We start from the raw sequence: 22,327 nt of genomic DNA on the forward strand, positions 1-22,327 counted from the left end.
ATCCTTTTATGTCAAGAGAACAACATTAAGGATCGCCATTTATGTCAAAGAGTGAATACATCAAGCCCGCTAGAGGACGCCCTAGTATTTCTGAGGATATTCTAAAAATGAAAATGATTCAGGCAACTAGCGAATCACTCATTCAGGATGGCTACCAACTAACGACCATTGATAATGTTGCAAAGCGAGCTGGCGTCGCGAAAAAAACAATCTATCGTTTTGTCGATAACCGTGACGATCTGATTGAGCAGGTTGTACTCAGCTGGACAGATAGCTTTGTGCCTTTATTTGACTCAAAAGCTCACTCTACTGATACTTTTTTCGAATTATTGCAGGTCAATTTAGAAACGATCGCTAACACGGTACTTTCTGAAGAGGCAGTTGGCTTATATCGAATACTCCAGACTGATTTTAAACAAAAAAAGATCCTGCTCGAAAAATATCAAAAAAGTGGAATTGAAAGAAGTCGTCGATTATTAGCAGATTGGCTAACTTTCCATTGGGAGCAAAAAATAATAAAGCAAAATGACTATGTCGTTATGAGTGACTTAATTTTATCTATGGCAATTGCAGAACCATTGAGGCAAATTTCTCTCGGATTGGCACCCGCAGGGATATCAACCGAACTAAAAAATAGGATCCAACAGATTATTATTCTCTGCCGTTCAGTGATGTAGATAAAATCACCTAATAGACTTTCGTGCTCTATACTTTCAAAAGAATGAAAAATTTGGATAGATCACAGAAAGTTAATTGGAGCTAATAATGAAAATATCTATCATTGGTGCAACGGGCTTTGTTGGTAAGGCACTCGTCTCAGAAGCATTAATGCGTCACCACCAAGTCACCGCAATTTCTCGGCACAGTAACCAACTTCCTCAGCATGCCCATTTGATCACCGAGTCTGGTGATATTATGGATACTTCTTGGCTAACATCACGACTAAAAGGTCAGGATGTGGTGATCAGTGCTTTTAATGGTGGCTGGGATAATCCTAATTTGTATCAAGACACTATAGCTGGCAACCAAGCAATTTTACATGCTGTACAAAAATCCCTTGTACAACGATTTATCGTAGTAGGGGGTGCTGGTAGTCTTGAAATTTCACCCGGCGTATTACTATTAGATTCTCCTGAATTTCCAGATAAGATTCGTCCAGGCGCTCAAGCTGTGAAAGAATTTAAATTAGTTCTACAATCAATTAACTCTCTCGATTGGACATTTGTTTCTCCCGCAGCAATTCTTGAGCCAGGAGAAAGAACTGAAACTTTTCGGCTCGGTAACAATCAATTACTTATGAATGGAAATACACCTGCAAAGATATCTGTACAGGATTTATCTGTCGCCATTTTAGATGAAGTCGAGCATCCTCAATTTATTCGTCAGCAATTTACTGCGGCCTACTAGCGCCGCTTTATTTTTATGACAATCCCAAAGAGAGTGATTTTTACTTATATGATTATTAATTTAATCATATAAAATTAAAGTCATCTAAAAATAATAAGAACATTTACTTAAAAATAATCCCTAAATGACTATATTTACCACTAACTCTTTCCATTAATTATCTTTTATCAATATAAAGTTAATTTTTTTAAATATCCGGATTAGTCTTATATCGATTAATAATGAGACTCTCATGTTATTAATTAGCGTTTTAAATACACACTAAATTAGTACCTCATATAACATAAAAATACATTTTCATCTAAAAAGGCATTATCCACGGAGAAGTGAATCTATAATTACTTAATTAGATTACCTTTGCAGTTAAGTATTTTTATTTATCGCATTTCATTTATACAGATGATTTCATTCGAAACAGTTTCATTATTTACTTATTAATACATTGATTTTAAAGATTATATCATCTAGGTGGAATCATTATCTTATAATACTTTTAGTGTAATGTGCTACGAGCTCCACTATTAACATTCACTACACCATACAAAAATGAGGCAGGTTCTAGATTAAACAAATAGGCAAATTGAAACAAGGAATCCACATCGATACAGCTCTCGCCACTTTCAAAGCGATTCATCTCATCCACTGAAACTCCAATTAATTTAGCCGCTTGCTGAAGACTCATTTTATGACTCTCCCTTTGCAGTCGGATCTTAACCCCTAGCTTTTTAGCAATTTCATTTTTATTCATAAATACTCCTTTTACTCTTTAGCTGAATATCAATTATGAGGCGGCTAAATTATCACCGCGCTTAGATCAATTAATTGATTTAAGTTAAAAAAACATGATATACATCACATTTTTAGTGGTACTCATATAAAGATAATTTTCAACGAAAAATTCAGTTGATTGATTCAATTCACTTTTTCAATCAAAATTCCATGTAATATAAAAATAAAAACGTGATATTAATCACAATGATAAACAACATATCAAAGGTGTATATCTTAATCCCCTTCATATCATATGAAGGAATACTACTAAGAACTATCATTTATTGACGATCTATTCTCCGCTTTCTATATTACAAAATCACGAAAACATTGATCAAGGATTATCTGAAAATTTTACAATAAATGATAGATTACGTTCATATACTTAAATTTATTCTTATATTCTAAATTATCAATTAATGACATATTCACTTAAACAATTCTAGGTATATTAATAATAACTGACTCCCCCCTCTATCACTATCAGAATCGTTTTTTATCATTTATAAAAAACATTTCAATGGTAACAATTTATAATGACAAATTTGAATATTCATGATTGATAATTGAATTACAGCAAATTAGATCCCCTCGAGTAACTCACTGAATGTTTGTCTAAATTTCATTCGATAGGTAAAGTTTTCTATTCTATCTGTATGAATATTCTTTTGTTTGCACAACAACTTAATGCACAAAAAGTGCTTTTATTTCAATCGAAAATTCAGCCTATTCTTACTCAAAACCGCAGTTGAAAAGGCTAGGGCTCAATATATTTGAACGCAAAAATACGAATGAAACTTACTTAACTTCACATTGCTTTAAAAAAAATTGCCCGTAGACATGTTATCCTATGATCAACTAGGATTAGTTCCTATGTATCTTATTTTAATACTCAGATTTGGGGTCTTAATTTTCGTCTAATGCGAAAGTGACTGGAAACGTAACCATGCTACAAGAAAGTGTTATCAGAGAAATTATTCTCTGGATCGAACAAAATTTAGAGTCGCGACTCTCTCTCGATACTGTCGCAGATAAATCTGGGTATACTAAATGGCACTTCCAACGCCTTTTTAAAAACCAAACAGGTTTAGCTCTAGGCTCTTACATTCGAGCTCGACGCTTGTCTTGTTCTGCCGTAGCACTACGTTTAACTAACGATAGTATTATGGATATCTCCCTACGCTACCGATTTGATTCGCAACAAACTTTTTGCCGTGCATTTAAAAAGCAATTTGGCGTCACACCATCAGAGTATAGAAAACGTACAGGTTGGCATATTGAAGGTTTCTGCTTACCATTACGTGAAAGCAAAGAACTACAAGCTCAAGTTCAACTCGTCGAATTACCTGAAATTAATTTACTGGGAATGACCCACCGCTATACCCAAGGAATTAATGAGTGGAATTTAAAGACAGAAGAGCTCAGAAAACAGTATTGGAGAACCTTTTTAGATAAAAATAAATTGGTCGCCCAGAATCTTTACGCCATCCATGGTGTAGATACCGCCTCCGAGGAAGAAGGTCGTTTTCTCTATTCAACCGCATTCAATGAACAAGACATGGCGACTGTTCCCCCCTTTTCTAAATCACTAAAAGTTCCGGCGGGTAATTATCTAGAAATTAAATTTCTCGGAAATTTACAAGGTACTGACTACAACGATATTATTTATACCGCATACGGCAAAGTTTTAGCAGAAATGGATATTGTTCGCAGCACTGGCTGTGATATTGAACACTATGTTTTGAAATCAACCCCGTCTTATGAGGAATTCGTCAATTATCCTCATGAGTATATTCAAGAACTCAATTATTATATTCCGGTACTTACAGGATAGTCGCTAACAACCAGTCAGAAAACTGGTTGTTAGGTTGCGATAATAGCGACTTAGAATGTTAGGTTTAACTTAGCCCAGAAATTTCTTCCCGGTTCGTTAACAGGGCTATTTGATGAATATCCAAATCCACTATTTCCAGCTAAGTTTAAGTGCTCGCTATAGGTTTTATCAAACACGTTATCAACACCTGCACTTAATTTAATGCTTTCATTAATGCGATACGCGGTATTAAGTGAAAAAATGGTGAATCCAGCACTTTCACTGAAATCTTTACCGACAACGTTACCTTCATTAATTGCCACACGATCTTGACGGCTAACCATACGAACCAGTCCTGTTGCCGTCCAGTCTCCTTTTTCCCATGTCAAACCTAAACGGCTTTCCAACGGAGGCATCTGTGGTAACGCTTGACCATCAGTCCTATTTTTTCCCCATGAATATGCGAGGCTAGCATCCGCTTTCCATGCATCACTAAGTTGGTAACCTACCCCCATCTCCCCCCCCATAATCATGGCATTCACATTCTCCACTTGGCTCATTTTGGCGTTGGTGGCACTGTAGCGGAATAGAATAAAGTCATCGACACGTCCAATGTATGCAGATACCCAAGCATTGGTTTTCTCATCACTGTATTTTGCGCCAATATCTAGTTGGGTGGTTTTCTCTGTTTTCAAATTATCAAAGACGTTTTTACTGCCATCCGGCCCCATTTTAGGTGAAAAAAGTTCCCAATAATCAGGGAATCGCTCGGTATACCCTACCCCCGCATATAACATAACGGGCATCTTAGGTAATGCATGCTCATAACGTACAAAACCGGCTGGCATCACCGTATTGCGCCCAGAAGATCCCACACCAGTATAGTTATCTACAATAACCCGATCCACACGCCCGCCACCAATCACTTTTCCTTGGTCATTCGCTGCCCACGTTAACTCACTGAACACGCCATAATCCTGAAATTCCGCATCTTTTTTCCAGATATTATTACTATTTTTGCGATGTTTATTGGTTTGCATATCCGCACCGGAGCGCAATTCATAATCATTCCATAGCCAAGTACCCATCACTCGCCCACCAGTTGTTTCACGGTCAACTCGCATTTTCATTGGCATATTCATCATGCCATGGCTTCCATGGCCGCCACTCATATGCCCACCGGATCCCATGTTGCTGGTTGGGCTACGTAATGAATAGTTATCCATGATATGGTCGGCATAGTTGTAATACACATTGCCTTCTAGTTTGTCGAATACCTCACCAATATTGCTCTTTTCAAAGCGCAAACCTAAGCTTTCGCGTTTAAATTGAGAGCCATCCATGCCACGACCAGCATAACGAGCCTCTCCATCCCCTTTACCTGCACTTAATTCCACTAATGTATATTCATCCGGAGTCCAGCCTACTGCCACATCCGCATTCCATTTATCCCATTTCGATGGCACTTTATCCCCGTTACCATCTTTATAGTCGTTAGAACGTGATTTATTTCCAATAATACGAATGTAGCCTTTTTCATTCCCAGCACTGACATCTGCATTAGCATCCCAACGTTGATTTGACGCTGTTAACGCACTGGCATTTCCTTGAATTCCGGCTTCGGTAAAAATCGGTTTCTCGCGCTCAAAACGTACCGTTCCTGCTGAGTTTCCCGGCCCCCATAAAACAGTCTGAGGGCCTTTAACCATGGTAAGCAAATCAAAGTTTTCAGGTGATATATAAGAAGTCGGCGCATCCATACGCGAGGGACATGCACCTAGCATTTCGCTATCATTAGTCATGATCCGCAGGCGTGAACCAAACATACCGCGAAACACAGGATCGCCATTTGTTCCTCCATTGCGAATTTGAGAAAAACCAGGAATAGTTTTTAAATAATCAGAGCCGTCACTGGCAGGCACTGGCTGCCTTGGTGTTTTCGGTGACGTTGAAATTGTGAGTGGAGAATCCACTGGCGCAGTCACAATCATGACTGAGTTATTAGTGATTGGCGTTTGGTTTTTTTCATTGTCTGCCACCGCTGAAATAGAGGTGATTGCAGTGATAACAAGCGCTGCGATAGGCGCAGAATTAAAGGTATTTGAGTTCATTTTTAACCTGTTTTTATCTATTTATTGTCGCTGCCTTCTCAATGAAGCCTGGTTTACAATCCACATAAAGATGCCTATAACAGCGCCTCCTGAACATAAAACGGATATTCAAGATAAGTGGAATTGTTTTGCGCATTGAGAGCAAAAGCAGAATATTATTTTGTTTAATAATCGATTAGATAAAACAGGAAATCGGAGGCGCTCGCGCTAAACGCAGCGACCAAGGACGAAATACCCACAATTGGATACAGCGTTCATAAGGAATAAACAGGGTTAGTGTCGCCAGTTGTCGAATAATTGCGGCAACAAATAAAATCAGGAATGGGAAATTAACCAACAATTGGCAATAGCCACACGCGATATCTTCCATTGGGGATTGCCCAACACTGACCATCAGCATATGGTTCATGGCACCGCCTTGCTCACAATGCTCAGACAATGACATATCATGATGCTGAGACATCGAATGCTCTGCCATTGCGCCATGGCTCTCTGCACAGCTGTTCATCTGTTCCATTGATTTAGAAATCAATGGCGCGATAAACAGCATCGCAACAGCCAGCAATGCAAGATAAGCAGCAGATTGTCTGATTAAGGGGCGTAAGTGCAACGTTTTCCCGTGATTTCACGACGAATAGATAGGGGCGGATTGTATCTTAATTGGATGTTTGTTGTTATTGTTTTTTGCCAAAAACGTTAACTGTTATGCACTTAAACCTAGTGAATCATATTTATGCTGATTGCGCTTAACCATAAGAGGTTAGCTACAACGGATAACGGGAGCCTAAGCTCCCGTTATGGTCAACAATCATCGTTAACGTAGAAATATTATTTCTCTGCCGCGACACCTTTTTTCTCATGCAGCATCATTAAAGCTTGCTCGACACTGCGCTCGATTATAGCTCGGCGCTGGTCATTCTCAGGAAGCAATTTTAACATCATCTGCCATGCCGAAATGGCTTCAGGATAACGTTCTTGTTCAAAAGCATTGAAAGCAAATAAACTCAGTGCTTTAACATTCGTCCGGTTTTTAGCAATCAATTTTTTCAGTAACTCACTGCCTTCTTGATTGTCACTGGGATCTGATGAACGCGTTAATACCTCAGCATACCCCAATGCGACAGCGTCATCCTCTGGAGATAAGCGATACGCTCGGCCATAGGCATCGGTTGCCATTGTCGCATTACCGAGAACCATACCGATGCGCCCTAACATCACCCATCCATCAATATTCTGCGGATCTTCCTGTAAGCGTGTTCTCAGCCCTAACGCCAAGTTCTCCATCTCTTCATTATTCAGAGGAAGTTCATTGGCATTTAATGCTCTATCCAATAATTCAGGGGCTTGCTGATAAGCCACATTCCAGTCAGCTACTTTTTTATAGTTACCGACTTGGTAATAGGCTGCACCCGTAATACCCAGCGCAATAACGATCCCGGGAACATACACCCAAAAACTTGATCGTGTCGCTTCCGGCAACGTTTCAGTATCATCTTGCTGACTATTTTTACTCACTCTTACGCGTTTTTTCGAGCGTGCAAAAATAATCCAGCCGCCAATGGCGATAGCGATAAATGGCATTCCCCATAAGGCTACAGTCAGCGGAGTTAATGGCGGGTTATACGTGACGAAATAACCGTAACGCGCCACCATATAATCGACAATTTCATCCCGATTTTTCCCTTCCTGCATCAATTCATACACTTTCTGGCGCAAGTCTAAGGCGATCATCGAGTTAGAATCCGCGATACTGTTGTTTTGGCATTTTGGGCAACGTAACTCCTCTGTTAATTTACGGAATTGCTGCTCTTGCTGCTCATTGTCGAAGGTAAATACCTCCGTCGCTGCAAAACTCATCCCCGCACTCAATCCCCACATCAGCAAGGCAATTACATATCTCATTGCGTACTCTCCTTGCTGTATTTATCCCACAGAGGCTTAAGTTCATTTTGCCAAACACGTTCATCAACAGCACCGGCATGGCGATAACGAATAATCCCTTGCCCATCGATTAAAAACGTTTCAGGCGCGCCATACACCCCAAGATCTAATCCAAGCATCCCTTGCCCATCAAATAGGCTCAACGCATAGGGATTTCCCAGTTCACGCAGCCAAACAATCGCTTTTTGGCGATCATCTTTATAATTAAGGCCGACGACACGGATACCTTGAGCGGCTAATTGGTTCAAATATTGATGTTCTGCACGGCAGGTTGGGCACCACGTTGCCCAAACATTTAACAGTATAGGCTGACCTTGAATAAGCACCTTGGAGTCATATTCTTGCCCCGGATTTTCTAAGGATTCCAAACGGAAAACGGGTACCGGTTTACCAATCAATGCCGACTCTAATAAACGAGGATCATCCCCTTCGGCATTACGGACTAACTGCCACAGCAGGACAGCTGCAATGACCGCAAAAATAGCCAAAGGAATTAAAAAGATTTTGCGATTCATACGGTTTCCCCCTGTGATTTACGACGACGATAGCGCGGATCAAACAAACAAAAGAGCGCACCAATCGACATCAACACACCACCTGACCAAATCCAGCGAACAAACGGTTTGTAATATAAGCGTAACGTCCAAACATTGGGTGATATTTCCTCACCTAATGCGGCATACAGGTCTCGGGCAAAACCACCATCGATTGCGGCTTCAGTCATCACCGCACGGCTGGTACTGTAAAATCGTTTTTCTGGGTGTAATGTTGCAATAACCTTGTCATTCTCTTTCACGGTCAGTGTTCCAATTACCCCTTGGTAATTTGGACCATCGGCTTCATGCACCCCATTAAACACAAAAGTATAAGCGCGGATAGTCACACTATCATCGGCCTTCATTTTGACATCTCGCTCAATACTGTAATTCTGGCTAAAAGCAATCCCGACAATAGTCACCGCCAAACCAAGGTGAGCACAAACCATTCCCCAGTAGCTTGGTGTGAGTTTTATTTTTTTGCTAATGCGAACTTTCATTTCAGCAAAAGCCAAAATGACAATCCAGCACGCCATCATCAATCCCAGCACCGTCAACGCTTCTACGCGATCTTGCATTAACCAAGGCAGCACAAAAGAGAGGATCAATGTCAGCACGAGCGCCATGATTAACAGCTTTTTAATCGCAGCCGGGCGATCTCTTCCCCAGCGAACCAGCGGTCCAATTCCTAAGAGCAGGGCAAATGGCACCATCAAAGCGATAAACATGGTATTGAAAAATGGCTCGCCAATCGAAATGGTTCCCAAACCAATTTGTTTGTGAATCAAGGGTAATAATGTGCCTAGCAGCACCACCAGCATCGCGGCGGTAAGGATCACGTTATTCCCCAATAGTAGAGATTCACGCGACCAGAGTGCATTGTTAACTTTGGAACGAACCTTATGCCCACGGACAGCAAAGACCAACAGTGAGCCGCCAATCACCAGTATCATAAAGGCTAAGATAAATAGCCCACGAGCTGGGTCAGAAGCAAAGGCATGCACAGAAACCAAGACACCGGAACGCACCAAGAACGTTCCTAATAAACACAATGAGAAAGCAAAAATAGACAATAACAGCGACCACGCTTTGAACGTAGCACGCTGCTCAGTCACGGATAATGAGTGGATCAGTGCCGTCCCCACCAACCATGGCATAAAGGAAGCATTTTCGACCGGATCCCAGAACCACCAGCCTCCCCAACCTAATTCATAATACGCCCATGCGGAACCTAGCATGATCCCGAGGGTTAAAAAGAACCAAGCGGCTAATGTCCAAGGACGAGCAAAACGAGTAAAGGAGCTATCTAATCGTCCACTTAACAATGCAGCGATAGCAAACGCGAATGCTACAGAGAAGCCCACATATCCCATATACAATAAGGGTGGATGGAAAATTAGTCCGGGATCTTGCAGCAGAGGGTTTAAGTCTCGCCCTTCAATCGGGAATGACGGTAACGTCCGCGAAAATGGATTTGAGGTGAAAATAATAAACAGTAAAAACCCAACACTCACCATTCCCATAATCGCTAATACGCGCGCCACAATATCTAATGGCATACGATGGCTACAGAGGGCAACCGCAAATGTCCAGCCGCTCATCAATAAAACCCATAACAGTAATGAGCCTTCATGAGCACCCCATGTTGCTGCAACACGGTACCAGATAGGGAGTTGAGTATTTGAGTTATTCGCCACATAAGTGACAGAGAAATCATTCACCACAAAGGCATTGATGAGAACTAAAAAGGCCCCGGTGACACAAAGAAACAGTAGCCATGCAAGCACTCGGGACGATCCCATCAAGCGAGCATCATTACGGGCAACACCCCATAACGGATAAAAAGAGAGTAATACGGCGATCCCAAGTGCTAAACACAGCAGGATATTACCAATCTCTGGGATCATGATGCATTATCCTTATACACTGCCTCTGGTCGTTTATGATTCTCTTGCATCGCGTGTTCGACTTCTGGAGGTGTATAATTTTCATCATGTTTGGCTAACACTTCTTTGGCTAATACATGATTATTCGGTTCTAGCTCCCCTTGAACCACAACCCCTTGCCCTTCTTTAAATAAGTCTGGCAGCGTGCCGCTATAGGTCACATCAATCTCAGCTTCAGCATCATAAACGGTAAACGTCACTTTCAATGAATCGGGATCACGGACAACAGAACCCGGCATCACCATGCCACCGACACGCAACCGCTGACCAACTTCAGGGACTTTTTGAGTTTCCCGTTTACCGTAAATAATTTCGCCAGGAGTATAAAATAGGTCAATGTTCGAACTTAAGGCGTACAGCACCAAAGAGAAGGTTAGCCCTACACCAAGAACTATCGATGAAATAAGCCACAATCGATTACGACGACGAATATTCATAGAGACTCCCTACGCACTCTTGCAGCTTTTTGTCTCGCTTCCCGCGTTTGCTGCTGAATGATTGAGTTGATAATCATTTTTCGTTGGATAAAGGTATGAAAACACAAGCCTAAAATAGGCAAAATGGTCAAAACCACTGCAAGCCAGACATAAAATCCGTATCCCCCCATGGCAAAAAAATCGGACCAAGAGGCAAAGGCGCTATTCATTATTTTTTTCCTCTCTTATTCACGATATCTAGAACCCATGGACGATTACGCTCTAGCAATAAAAGTTGATTACGCAAACGAATGAGTGTTAACGAGATAAACAAAAAGAGATATCCCAAAATCGCTAAACGCAATGGCGTACGCATCGCCGGATTAATGCTTTCTTGCATACGGGTTGATGGTTGATGCAAGGTTTGCCACCATTCAACAGAATAGTGAATGATCGGTAAGTTAATCACACCAATAAGCACTAAAATGGCGGCGGCTTTCCCTGCGGTCCGGCGGTCATCAAAAGCATGCCATAAGGCAATGACCCCAACATACAGGAAAAAGAGAATTAATTCAGAGGTTAATCGTGCATCCCATACCCACCAAGCACCCCACATCGGTTTACCCCATGTTGCGCCAGTGACTAACGCAATAAACGTAAACACTGCGCCAACAGGTGCCATTGCTGCTATAGCAACTTCGGATACCTTCATTTGCCAGACTAAGCCAACAAAAGCGGTAATTGCCATCGTGGCATAAATCCCCATCGACCACATAGCGGCAGGGACGTGAATGTATATGATCCGGTAACTATCACTTTGTGTTTTATCCGTGGGCGCAAAACCAAAACCCCAGATCCAACCTACCGCAAGAAAGACCACACTTAACACAATAAACCACGGCGCTAATTGCCCGCATAATCGATACAGGTTCATTGGAATGGCAAGTTGGTGAAGCTTTTTCCACATAGTTTAATAGCCCCGATTTATCCCGCTATAACGCGGTTTGCTTATGCTACCTACAATACACAAAACTAGCGTAACTTTATTGATTTAACACAAATATAACTTAGGCTAGCTGCCCCTTTCAAGCCAACTAGCCTACTCAATTAAAAGCCCGGTTCAACTTCTCGCATATCAGGTAGCTTATGTGCGATACCTTTATGACAATCAATACAGGTTTTACCGTCTTTGAGTGCTTGGTCATGCATTTTGGCTGCTACACTTTTTTGCGCGGTGAAATCCATGTACTCAAAGTTATGGCAATTACGACATTCTTGAGAATTATTATCCTTCATACGCCGCCACTCGTTTTGAGCCATTTCAAGTCGATGAGCTTCGAATTTTTGCGGTGTATCAATGACCCCAAAAATCTTTCCATAAAGCTCTTTACTCGCTTTGATTTTTCTCACCATCTTCGGCACAAACTCATGAGGGACGTGGCAATCCGGGCAAGTCGCTCTCACACCGCTACGGTTAGTATAGTGGATAGTATCCATATACTCTTCATAGACATTTTCACGCATCTCATGGCAGCTAATACAGAATTCTTCCGTATTGGCTTTTTCCATTCCGGTATTAAATCCACCCCAGAAAATCACACCACCCACGAAACCAATCAATAGCAAGGTTCCTAGAGCTAGATGACTAGGACGTCGCCACCACTGCCAGACGCGGCGAATGATGCCCGGCTTATCACTTTTATTCGTCATATCTGCCCCTTATTTCCCAAAGCCTTTGGATGGGGTGAATGTATTATCCACAATCGGTGCAGTATCAGATTGTGGTACGTGACACTGTAAACAGAAATAACGATTTGGCGACACTTCACCTAAGACTTTACCTGTCGCATCCATAAAGTGAGTTGGACTGATTCTTGGTGCGCCAGTAGTTCGGTAGTTTTCAACACCGTGGCACTGTAAACAGCGGTTGGTATTGGTAGTAATTTGATAGCCTTCCACGCTATGAGGGATCATTGGTGGTTGGTTAACATAATTCAGCGCCATTTTTTCCTGTTCTTTAGGAATATGAATGCCGCCCTCTGGAGTGCCAGACACTTCGGGTGATTGGGTCAGATCGACACCATTAGCCGCCCAAGCAAAACTGCTCACAACAACGGCCATACCCGCTATCCAACGGCTTAACGTTTTTTTCAGGACAGGGTTTTTCATGATTTAGCTCCCGAACTCCATTTTAGTGTTATTTTAAAAACGTCCTCAGCACAGACATCGACGCAACGACCGCAAGTGGTGCAATCTTTTGCGAGGATCTGTGCAGGGGCTTGTTTATCAAGAACCGGCGTCCGCAAAACTTGCGGTTCCGGACAAACGTGGAAACAGTCCATACAGCGGTTACACTGCTCTTTTTTATGTGCTGTCACTACCAGTGCGCCTTTACATCCCGCCACACCATACAGTGCGCCGAGCGGGCAAAGATGACCGCACCAACCATGTTCCACAACCAGTAAATCAAATAAAAAAAGTGCAATTAAAACTAAAGCGCCGCTACCAAAACCAAAAATTAGGCTACGCCCCATCAGTGAGACTGGGTTAATCCACTCCCACAATAATGTACCGCTAATCGCTGAACCGACTAAAATAATGACCAGCAAAACGTAACGGATATAACGCGGGATCGTCGCAGATTGATTAAATTCGAATTTTCGACGTAACCAAGCTGCCGCATCCGTGATCGGATTCACTGGGCATACCCAACTACAGAAAATACGTTTTCCTAACAGGGCATATACCCCGAAGACAATCCCAGCACCGATTAACGCAGAGATTCCCGGTAAGTAACCACTTGCTAAGCTTTCTAACGTAATCAGTGGATCAGTTAATGGCACAGTATCAAGCAATAAGCTGCTGCTGTAGTTTCCATGTAAGATCCACACACCAAACCATGGACCACTTAGAAACATAGCGAGCACAAGCAACTGACTGGTGCGCCTTAATACCAACCATTTATGGCTTCTCCACCACCCTTTTTTTGCCAGAGCCTCACGTCCGGCATCGTGTTTACGATTTGCCATTGTTTCCCTCCAGCCAACCAAAGCGGTAATGATGCCCTAACTCACCTTTCGCTAACGATCTTGGCAAGACTTTGATTGCCGATTCTTCTAACACACAGGCCTGTTCGCATTTACCGCAGCCTGTGCAGTATTCGCTGTTCACCGTGGGTAAGAAACGCGCGTGTTTACCGGTTCGATGGTTTTGCTCAAGTTCCAATGTGATCGCTTCATCAATCAATGGGCAAACGCGGTAACATACATCACATCTTAGCCCTTGAAAATTTAGGCAATTTTCATGATCGAGTAACACTGCCAATCCCATTCGTGCATCATTGATAGAAGCAATTTCTTTATCCAGAGCACCACTTGGGCACACTTTGGCACAAGGAATGTCTTCACACATTTCGCAAGGGTTTTCACGGGCGATAAAATACGGAGTACCGGCTGCCATACCTGATGCTAAGGTCGCCAACTTCAGCATGTCATACGGACAAGCCTGTACACATTGGCCACAGCGGACACAAGCATTAGCAAATGCACGCTCATCTAAGGCTCCCGGCGGGCGAAGATGCACTCCGCTCGCTCGGGAAGTTTGTTGCTGTAGCCCCAGTACCACACCAACAGCCGCCAATCCACCCGCTGCGCGAGCAACATCACGCAAAAAACGGCGGCGACTATTCTGGGAACTCGGTTTCTGGGACATACGCAATTACACCTTTTCCAGTTTAACGGCACATTTTTTGTAATCCGTTTCTTTAGATAGCGGATCCGTTGCATCTAGCGTGAGGTTATTCACTAGCTGAGAAGCATCGAAGAATGCCATATAAATCAAACCTTTCGGTGGTCTATTTCGTCCACGTGTTTCGACGGTGGACAGCACTTCACCACGACGAGAAAGCACTTTCACTTTGTCACCACGACGCAAATCTTTCGCTTTTGCATCCAGTGGATTCATGAAAACAACAGACTCAGGGAATGCACGGTGTAGTTCAGGCACACGGCGAGTCATACTACCGGTATGCCAATGCTCAAGAACACGCCCAGTGGATAACCATAAGTCATATTCGTCATCAGGTACTTCAGCCGCAGGCTCAAACGGTAATGCAAAAATAACCGCTTTTCCGTCTGGCTTACCGTAGAACTGATAACCTTGCCCCGCTTTCACATATGGGTCATTACCTTCGCTGTAACGCCACTGAGTCTCTTTACCATCCACCACTGGCCAGCGAATACCGCGAGCTTTATGATAAGCATCGAAATCAGCTAGATCGTGACCATGTCCACGACCAAAACTTGCGTACTCTTCAAACAAACCTTTTTGCAGATAGAAGCCCAGTTCGCGAGATTCATCATTCAGTTGGTCTGGAGCCAATTCAGTAATTGGGAATTTAGTTACAGATTCATTAGCAAACAGAATGTCGTACAAGGTTTTGCCTCGATATTCTGGTTTTTTCGCTAATAACTCTTCAGGCCAAACCTCTTCCGCTTTAAAACGGCGAGAGAATAACACCATCTGCATTAAGTCAGATTTTGCTTCACCCGGTGCCGGTACTTGTTGACGCCAGAATTGAGTGCGGCGTTCTGCGTTACCATAAGCCCCCTCTTTTTCTACCCACATTGCGGTTGGTAAAATCAAGTCGGCAGCTAATGCACTGACCGTTGGATAGGGATCAGAGACCACAATAAAGTTACGAGGGTCACGCCAGCCAGGCATCCGTTCTTCATTAATGTTCGGGCCTGCTTGCATATTGTTGTTACACATCACCCAATAGAAATTGAGTTTGCCATCTTTCAATGCACGGTCTTGGGCAACAGCATGTAAGCCGACTTTTTCAGGAATAGTTCCAGCAGGCAGTTTCCACACATTTTCGACTTTTTCACGGTGTTTTTCGTTAGTCACTACCATGTCTGCCGGTAAACGGTGTGAGAAAGTTCCCACTTCACGGGCAGTACCACACGCAGATGGCTGACCCGTCAATGAGAATGGACCACAACCCGGCTGAGAGATTTTTCCGGTCAGAAGATGCAAGTTATACGCTAGGTTATTTGCCCAAACCCCACGTGTATGCTGGTTAAAGCCCATTGTCCAGTAAGAAACTACTTTCACATTCGGGTCAGCATATAACTTCGCTAAATCTTCTAATTGATCTTTTGGTACGCCAGTCATTTCGGCGGTTTTGTCGAGAGTATATTCTGCGACAAACGCTTTATATTCATCCCACGTCATCGGTTCAGACGCATCAGAACCTGGGTTTTTAGCTTTCTGTTCTAAAGGATGAGTTGGGCGTAAGCCATAACCAATATCCGTTGCACCGCGACGTAAATTAACGTGCTTATCAAGGAATTCCTGATTCACCGCATTATTTTGAATAATGTAGTTTGCAATATAGTTAAGGATCACTAAGTCTGATTGTGGCGTAAAGACAATACCGTTATCTGCTAATTCAAAACTACGATGCTTATAAGTAGAAAGAACAGCAACCCGCACATCAGGGTTAGATAAACGGCGGTTAGTAATACGCGACCATAAGATTGGGTGCATTTCTGCCATGTTTGAACCCCACAGCACAAAAGCGTCTGCGTGTTCAATATCATCATAACAACCCATCGGTTCATCCATACCAAAAGTACGCATAAAACCAACCACTGCGGAAGCCATACAATGGCGAGCGTTCGGATCGAGGTTATTCGAGCGGAAGCCCCCTTTGAATAACTTAGAAGCCGCATAACCTTCCCATACAGTCCATTGACCTGAGCCAAACATCCCGATACCTTCAGGACCTTTCTCTTTTAGGGTGGTTTTTACTTTTTCTTCCATGATATCAAAGGCTTTATCCCAAGTAATTGGGGTAAATTCACCATTTTTATCATATTCGCCATCTTTCATACGCAGCAGCGGCTGAGTTAAACGGTCTTTTCCATACATGATTTTTGGCAGAAAATACCCTTTAATACAGTTGAGACCACGGTTTACTGGCGCTTCAGGGTCACCTTGGCTCGCTACGATGCGTCCATTTTGTGTTCCCACTAAAACGCCACAACCGGTTCCACAGAAACGGCAAGGTGCTTTATCCCATTTGATACTTTCTTGTTGACCAACCACTGCTTTCGCAATACTTGGTACACCAATGCCTGCCGCCGCAGCAGCGGCCGCTATCGCATTGGCTTTCATAAAGCTACGACGACTGAGTTTCATACTTTTTCCTCACATTGCTCATCCTGCTGGTGATAAACCAGTGAAACATCCAATACACCATCGATATTACGTGCTAAATCAATGGTATCTAATAACGTTTTGCTATCTTCCCCTTCCACGACCACAATTAATTTGCCATTTTCTGGAGAGGAAATAGCGACTTCGCAGTTAGGAAATTGATTTAATTCTTTAGTTACAGCGGGGATTCGTTCACTTTTTACTTGAACAATCAAGCTGCAAACTTGCCAATTATTGTGCATCTTCATGCTCCACGGTAATGGCTGATACGGGGCATCCTGCTACACAGGCGCCACAACCTGTACAGCCCTGCATTTCGATTTTTGGCTGATAAATACCTGACAGCGACGGTGGGAAAGAGATCACTTGCGGCTCGCAACTGTCTTCACAACGCCGACACTCTATGTATTTATAGGCAAGACAATTTTGCCCGATAGAAACCGTAATGTTCCAAGGCTGGGTATTTTGAGGAAGGAAAATAGGCTCAGGACAAGCGTCTGCACAGGCATAACAGAATGTGCATTCACCACGCTGAAAATCAACCATGGGATAGCCACCAGGGCCCGGTTGTAAAATAGACGTTTCACAACTTTTGATACACTGGTTACAACGAGTACACAGTTCAATAAAACGTGCCTCACTACCACTCCATGGCGGTCGAATTACTGGGGCTGCACTACGCCAAGCGCCAGTCAATACTCCTCGACGGGTGATATCAACCATGTTTATTTCCTTTACATTGCCCAACCAAAAACTGCTAAAGAGACTAATAAACCGTAATTTTTATATGTATATTCAGCGTGAATATTAAATAGCTAATTATCAAAAATACATACTACCAAGTAGGTAATGAATTTGATGGCATTATTATTAGGAAAAAAGGGATGTCCCCCACTTTATTGATGAATAAATTCTAAAAATATTCTTAAACAACAAATTAAGGTCGTTTGATAATCATTCATTAACATTTAGCAAATATGTTTTTTGCATTTAACCTTGAATTTTAAGATTACTATTTTTAATTTCTCTGATTTAATACTACTAAAGTAGTATATGAAGAGCATTTTTGTGAAAATTTATATTTACTTTTTTTGATATTACGCATGTTTTGAATCAAAAATTAACCAATGAAAATTACATCACTAAGTAATTAAGATTAAATACAATGTAATATCAATCCATTACGACATAAAAAACCGTTAAAGAAAATAATAACCATTCTTATCTAGTTATTTAATATAAAAATTAACAATCAAAAATAGATAATTTTTTAAATAACTAATCTTACTTATTTTTAATTAATTTTTGACACGAAAAAATAAACTCAAATTAACTATTGATCAAAAACAATATTTTTAGTGTGGTTTTTTGTTAATTATATAAGTTGGCTATTGTCTGATAGCAATAGTGCGATTGTTATCAAATATAAAAATAAATACAGCTAATGGGATGGCTGGCTTACTTCACTCGAGGCCCTTATGGCAAAGATAAGAAATAATGCACTGTACTTACTTAGTTTGCTTGCAGGAATATTTCTATTTACTTCTGTTCAGGCACAAACTCCGACTAAGGATACTACATCAACAATTAACGCTCGAAATGAAACCTTCGAGGCTTCTCATCCAGATCAATATCATTCATGGAGAGCGACTTCTGAACAATCGCAACGGGAAGATGCACTTGCTGAAGATCCTCGCCTAGTCGTGTTATGGGCAGGGTATCCATTCTCCCGCGACTACAGTAAACCTCGAGGTCACGCTTACGCGATTATTGACGTACGAGAAACATTACGAACAGGCGCACCAAAGACTGCTGAAGATGGACCTCTTCCTATGGCATGTTGGAGCTGTAAAAGCCCTGATGTCGCAAGACTCATTCAGGAACATGGCGAAGATGGCTACTTTAAAGGTAAATGGGCAAAAGGTGGTCCAGAAGTTGTTAACGTATTAGGTTGTGCTGACTGCCATAAAACAGACTCTCCGGAGTTTGCGAAAGGCAAACCCGAATTAACCCTGTCACGTCCTTACGCTGAACGCGCTATGGAAACCATTGGAAAACCTTTCGATAAAGCCAGTCGATTTGACCAACAATCGATGGTTTGCGGTCAATGCCACGTTGAATACTATTTTTCTGGTGAAAATAAATCCGTAAAATTCCCTTGGGATAACGGTACGAAAGTCGAAGATATGGAAGTGTACTACGACAATATTGCCTTTTCTGATTGGACTAACACCCTATCAAAAGCACCAATGATAAAAGCCCAGCATCCAGAATATGAAACTTGGAGTGCAGGGATCCACGGTAAAAATAATGTCACTTGTATTGACTGCCACATGCCTAAGTTACAAAACGAAAAAGGCGAGCTATACACCAGCCATAAAATTGGTAATCCATTCGATAACTTTGAGCAAACTTGCAGTAGCTGCCATACCCAAAGTAAAGAACAACTACAAGGGGTCGTTGCTGAACGTAAAAAAGCTATCCAAGAGATGAAGCTTAAAGTGGAAGATCAGTTAGTGCGCGCTCACTTTGAAGCCAAAGCTGCTTGGGATGCAGGAGCTACTGATGCTGAGATGAAAGATATTTTAACCGATATCCGTCACGCTCAATGGCGTTGGGATCTCGCTATCGCTTCGCACGGTATCCATATGCATGCTCCTGATGAAGGCTTACGAATGTTAGGTGGTGCGATGGATAAAGCCGCTGATGCCCGTACTAAACTAGCGCGCTTACTGGGTTCTAAAGGAATTACCCATGAAATTGCAATTCCAGATATCTCCACGAAAGAAAAAGCTCAACAAGCTATCGGCCTAGATATGCAAAAAATCAATGCCGAAAAACAAGAGTTTTTGAAAACCGTGGTTCCACAGTGGGATGCACAGGCACGTAAAAACGACCTGTTAGCCAAATAACCGACATCACCCCAGTTATTCTGGGGTGAGATAACCAATGGAGTGAATATGAGCGTACTACGTTCGTTATTAACTGCTGGGGTGCTGGCATCAGGCTTGTTATGGGCAATGGCTACATCTGCGACACCGAAAATGGCGGAAGATGCTGCCAAAGATGGACGTTGGTTGGTAACGCAGCAGCGTAGCCCTGATGCCGCTTGCCTTGATTGCCATAAACCCGATAAAGAAGGCATGCACGGTACGCATGCTGAGGTCATTAACCCGAATAACAATTTACCCGTGACCTGCACTAACTGTCATGGTAAACCAGCTCCCGATCACCGAGAAGGAGTCAAGGATGTCATGCGGTTTAATAATCCGATGTATACCGTGGAGCAACAAAATAGTGTCTGCTTATCCTGCCACTTACCGGAACAACTGCAAAAAGCATTCTGGCCACACGATGTTCATGTCACCAAAGTTGCCTGTGCCAGCTGTCATGACCTTCACCCTCAACAAGATACGATGAAAGTGTTGACGGATAAAGGTCGGGTAAAAATTTGTGTTGATTGCCACTCTGACCAACGGGATAACCCGAATTTTAATCCTGCTGCGGTCAATGTGCTTAAGGAGCAGCCATGAGTTGTTCTCGTCGTCAATTCATTATTTATTCAGGAGCACTGGCGGCGGTAGGCGGTATTGCGGGGAATTCTCTCGCCAATACCATGAAGATTGATGGAGTGCGCTACGGCATGATCCACGATGAAAATCTGTGTATTGGCTGTACCGCATGTATGGATGCATGTCGTGAAGTTAATCAAGTGCCTGAAGGGGTGTCGAGGCTCACCATTATTCGTAGTGAGCCGATTGGTCAATTTCCTGATATCAAATATCGTTTCTTCCGCCATTCTTGCCAGCATTGTGAACATGCCCCGTGTGTCGATGTGTGCCCTACTGGCGCGTCATTCATCGATAAAGCAACGGGGATCGTCGATGTTAACCCTGACTTGTGTGTAGGCTGCCAATACTGTATTGCGGCTTGCCCTTACCGTGTCAGATTTATCCATCCTATAAACAAAACTGCAGATAAGTGCGACTTTTGCCGTAAAACCAATCTTAAAAAAGGTAAGCAACCCGCTTGCGTTGAAGCTTGCCCAACTAAGGCATTGGTTTTTGGTAATTTAGACGACCCAAACAGTGCCGTCTCCTTGATGCTAAGCCAAAAACCGACTTATCGATTCAAAATCGCTCTTGGTACAAAACCTAAAATGTATCGAGTTCCCTTTAAATATGGGGAGGTTAGCCAATGACAACTGCTTCAGCTTTCCATTTTGAATCCTTAGTTTGGGACTGGCCAATTGCGGTATATCTATTTTTGATCGGTATCTCCGCAGGCTTGGTCGTACTCGCAGTTCTAATGCGCCGTTATTATCCTAACGCCGCTGGCAGTGACAGCACTATTATGCGAGTCACTTTAGTTTTAGCACCAAGCACCATTATTCTCGGTCTATTGATCCTGATCCTCCATTTGACCCGTCCATGGACATTCTGGAAGTTAATGTTCCACTATAGTCCAACCTCCGTGATGTCGATGGGGGTTATGCTATTTCAGGTATATATGGCTGTTTTAGTGGTCTGGCTGGCTAAAATTTATGAAAAAGAGGTGATAGCGCTACAACAAAAATGGTTACCTAAACTCACCCTGATCCCTCGTCTACTCGCTATGTTAAATCGAGCAGTTCGTACGCTAGATATCGCAATGCTAGTACTTGGGGTATTACTTGGCGCCTACACTGGATTTTTATTATCCGCGTTAAAGTCCTATCCTTTCTTAAACAACCCAATACTGCCCGCTTTATTCTTATTCTCTGGAATTTCATCGGGGTTAGCGGTCTGTTTAATGACTATCGCCCTACGCTATCGTAAAAATATTCATAACCAAGAAACCACTTTTTTACATAAAGTTGAAGGTTTCGTCGTCTGGTTAGAACTGTTTTTACTGGCCGCATTTTTTATTGGCCTAGCGCTAGGGGATGATGGAAAACTACGTTCATTAGTTGCAGCTCTTGGTGGCGGCTTCTGGACTTGGTGGTTCTGGATTGGCGTTATAGGTGTTGGCTTCGTGATCCCACTGGCATTGAAAAAATGGCAACAAAACAGTAGCCAAGCTTTTCGAGTGTTAATCGTCAGTGGTGCTAGCTTAATCGGGGTGTTTTTCCTGCGCTTCTTTGTGTTATATGCAGGTCAATTAACCGTTGCCTAACCCGTTAATA

At 42.5% G+C, this 22,327-nt stretch carries 23 protein-coding genes; 7 read left to right on the forward strand and 16 right to left on the reverse strand.

The window, feature by feature from the left end:
* Window positions 1-41: 41 nt before the first annotated feature.
* Together EL244_RS12760 and EL244_RS12765 are read left to right on the forward strand one after the other, a co-directional pair.
* Complete coding sequence (locus tag EL244_RS12760; protein WP_126461341.1) at window positions 42-677, forward strand: TetR/AcrR family transcriptional regulator; 636 nt, start codon at window positions 42-44, stop codon at window positions 675-677.
* A gap of 88 nt (window positions 678-765) precedes the next feature.
* Entirely contained in the window at window positions 766-1,407 is a 642-nt protein-coding gene (locus EL244_RS12765) for an NAD(P)-dependent oxidoreductase (protein ID WP_006815054.1), read from the forward strand.
* A 493-nt stretch (window positions 1,408-1,900) separates the two neighbouring features.
* On the opposite strand, the gene EL244_RS12770 is transcribed toward EL244_RS12765, so the two are convergent.
* The gene (locus tag EL244_RS12770) at window positions 1,901-2,155 is read right to left on the reverse strand and encodes a helix-turn-helix domain-containing protein (RefSeq protein WP_126461344.1); all 255 of its coding nucleotides are present in this window, start codon (window positions 2,153-2,155) and stop codon (window positions 1,901-1,903) included.
* 969 nt (window positions 2,156-3,124) lie between these two features.
* Between EL244_RS12770 and EL244_RS12775 the strand changes: the two genes are divergently transcribed.
* Window positions 3,125-4,012, forward strand: coding sequence for a helix-turn-helix domain-containing protein (locus tag EL244_RS12775; RefSeq protein WP_006815056.1), 888 nt, complete (start codon window positions 3,125-3,127; stop codon window positions 4,010-4,012).
* Between the two features lie 50 nt (window positions 4,013-4,062).
* Here the strand turns inward: EL244_RS12775 and EL244_RS12780 are convergent, their stop codons facing one another.
* The 15 genes from EL244_RS12780 to napF all read right to left on the reverse strand — a co-directional run bounded on the left by EL244_RS12780 (window position 4,063) and on the right by napF (window position 17,886).
* On the reverse strand, window positions 4,063-6,102 hold the full coding sequence (locus tag EL244_RS12780) for a TonB-dependent copper receptor (protein ID WP_126461347.1): 2,040 nt from the start codon (window positions 6,100-6,102) through the stop codon (window positions 4,063-4,065).
* A 175-nt stretch (window positions 6,103-6,277) separates the two neighbouring features.
* Window positions 6,278-6,712: a DUF2946 domain-containing protein gene (locus tag EL244_RS12785; protein ID WP_126461349.1), complete on the reverse strand. Its 435-nt coding sequence runs from the start codon at window positions 6,710-6,712 to the stop codon at window positions 6,278-6,280.
* Window positions 6,713-6,930: 218 nt separating this feature from the next.
* On the reverse strand, window positions 6,931-8,004 hold the full coding sequence (locus tag EL244_RS12790; RefSeq protein ID WP_126461352.1) for a cytochrome c-type biogenesis protein CcmH: 1,074 nt from the start codon (window positions 8,002-8,004) through the stop codon (window positions 6,931-6,933).
* On the reverse strand, window positions 8,001-8,558 hold the full coding sequence (dsbE, locus tag EL244_RS12795; RefSeq protein WP_006815061.1) for a thiol:disulfide interchange protein DsbE: 558 nt from the start codon (window positions 8,556-8,558) through the stop codon (window positions 8,001-8,003). The genes EL244_RS12790 and dsbE overlap by 4 nt, the downstream gene beginning before the upstream one ends.
* Window positions 8,555-10,486, reverse strand: coding sequence for a heme lyase CcmF/NrfE family subunit (locus EL244_RS12800; RefSeq protein WP_006815062.1), 1,932 nt, complete (start codon window positions 10,484-10,486; stop codon window positions 8,555-8,557). Before EL244_RS12800 ends, dsbE begins: the two co-directional genes overlap by 4 nt.
* Window positions 10,483-10,962 (reverse strand): cytochrome c maturation protein CcmE, encoded by a 480-nt coding sequence (gene ccmE, locus EL244_RS12805; protein WP_006815063.1) that lies wholly within the window; start codon window positions 10,960-10,962, stop codon window positions 10,483-10,485. The genes EL244_RS12800 and ccmE overlap by 4 nt, the downstream gene beginning before the upstream one ends.
* The gene (gene ccmD / locus EL244_RS12810) at window positions 10,959-11,171 is read right to left on the reverse strand and encodes a heme exporter protein CcmD (protein WP_006815064.1); all 213 of its coding nucleotides are present in this window, start codon (window positions 11,169-11,171) and stop codon (window positions 10,959-10,961) included. Before ccmD ends, ccmE begins: the two co-directional genes overlap by 4 nt.
* Window positions 11,171-11,908 (reverse strand): heme ABC transporter permease, encoded by a 738-nt coding sequence (locus EL244_RS12815; RefSeq protein ID WP_126461355.1) that lies wholly within the window; start codon window positions 11,906-11,908, stop codon window positions 11,171-11,173. Before EL244_RS12815 ends, ccmD begins: the two co-directional genes overlap by 1 nt.
* A gap of 140 nt (window positions 11,909-12,048) precedes the next feature.
* Complete coding sequence (gene napC / locus EL244_RS12820; protein ID WP_006815066.1) at window positions 12,049-12,651, reverse strand: cytochrome c-type protein NapC; 603 nt, start codon at window positions 12,649-12,651, stop codon at window positions 12,049-12,051.
* A gap of 9 nt (window positions 12,652-12,660) precedes the next feature.
* Window positions 12,661-13,110 (reverse strand): nitrate reductase cytochrome c-type subunit, encoded by a 450-nt coding sequence (napB, locus tag EL244_RS12825; protein ID WP_006815067.1) that lies wholly within the window; start codon window positions 13,108-13,110, stop codon window positions 12,661-12,663.
* Window positions 13,107-13,970, reverse strand: a complete 864-nt coding sequence (gene napH / locus EL244_RS12830; RefSeq protein WP_006815068.1) for a quinol dehydrogenase ferredoxin subunit NapH — start codon at window positions 13,968-13,970, stop codon at window positions 13,107-13,109. Before napH ends, napB begins: the two co-directional genes overlap by 4 nt.
* Window positions 13,957-14,652, reverse strand: coding sequence for a ferredoxin-type protein NapG (napG, locus tag EL244_RS12835; RefSeq protein ID WP_126461358.1), 696 nt, complete (start codon window positions 14,650-14,652; stop codon window positions 13,957-13,959). Before napG ends, napH begins: the two co-directional genes overlap by 14 nt.
* Before the next feature lie 6 nt (window positions 14,653-14,658).
* The gene (napA, locus tag EL244_RS12840) at window positions 14,659-17,145 is read right to left on the reverse strand and encodes a nitrate reductase catalytic subunit NapA (RefSeq protein WP_006815070.1); all 2,487 of its coding nucleotides are present in this window, start codon (window positions 17,143-17,145) and stop codon (window positions 14,659-14,661) included.
* Window positions 17,142-17,405 (reverse strand): chaperone NapD, encoded by a 264-nt coding sequence (gene napD / locus EL244_RS12845; RefSeq protein WP_039855161.1) that lies wholly within the window; start codon window positions 17,403-17,405, stop codon window positions 17,142-17,144. The genes napA and napD overlap by 4 nt, the downstream gene beginning before the upstream one ends.
* A complete protein-coding gene (gene napF / locus EL244_RS12850) occupies window positions 17,395-17,886 on the reverse strand; it encodes a ferredoxin-type protein NapF (RefSeq protein ID WP_006815072.1) in 492 nt (163 codons plus the stop codon). The genes napD and napF overlap by 11 nt, the downstream gene beginning before the upstream one ends.
* A 755-nt stretch (window positions 17,887-18,641) precedes the next feature.
* Here napF and nrfA point away from each other — a divergent pair.
* Genes nrfA through nrfD form a run of 4 tightly spaced genes read left to right on the forward strand, consistent with a single transcriptional unit; the run spans window position 18,642 to window position 22,317 of the window.
* The gene (gene nrfA / locus EL244_RS12855) at window positions 18,642-20,075 is read left to right on the forward strand and encodes an ammonia-forming nitrite reductase cytochrome c552 subunit (protein WP_006815073.1); all 1,434 of its coding nucleotides are present in this window, start codon (window positions 18,642-18,644) and stop codon (window positions 20,073-20,075) included.
* A 48-nt stretch (window positions 20,076-20,123) separates the two neighbouring features.
* Window positions 20,124-20,696, forward strand: a complete 573-nt coding sequence (gene nrfB / locus EL244_RS12860) for a cytochrome c nitrite reductase pentaheme subunit (RefSeq protein WP_126461361.1) — start codon at window positions 20,124-20,126, stop codon at window positions 20,694-20,696.
* Window positions 20,693-21,364: a cytochrome c nitrite reductase Fe-S protein gene (gene nrfC / locus EL244_RS12865; RefSeq protein WP_126461363.1), complete on the forward strand. Its 672-nt coding sequence runs from the start codon at window positions 20,693-20,695 to the stop codon at window positions 21,362-21,364. Before nrfB ends, nrfC begins: the two co-directional genes overlap by 4 nt.
* Window positions 21,361-22,317, forward strand: coding sequence for a cytochrome c nitrite reductase subunit NrfD (gene nrfD, locus EL244_RS12870; RefSeq protein WP_112837236.1), 957 nt, complete (start codon window positions 21,361-21,363; stop codon window positions 22,315-22,317). Before nrfC ends, nrfD begins: the two co-directional genes overlap by 4 nt.
* Window positions 22,318-22,327 lie beyond the last annotated feature (10 nt).

Origin of the sequence: Providencia rustigianii (genome assembly GCF_900637755.1) — a bacterium.
GTDB classification, from domain to species: domain Bacteria; phylum Pseudomonadota; class Gammaproteobacteria; order Enterobacterales; family Enterobacteriaceae; genus Providencia; species Providencia rustigianii.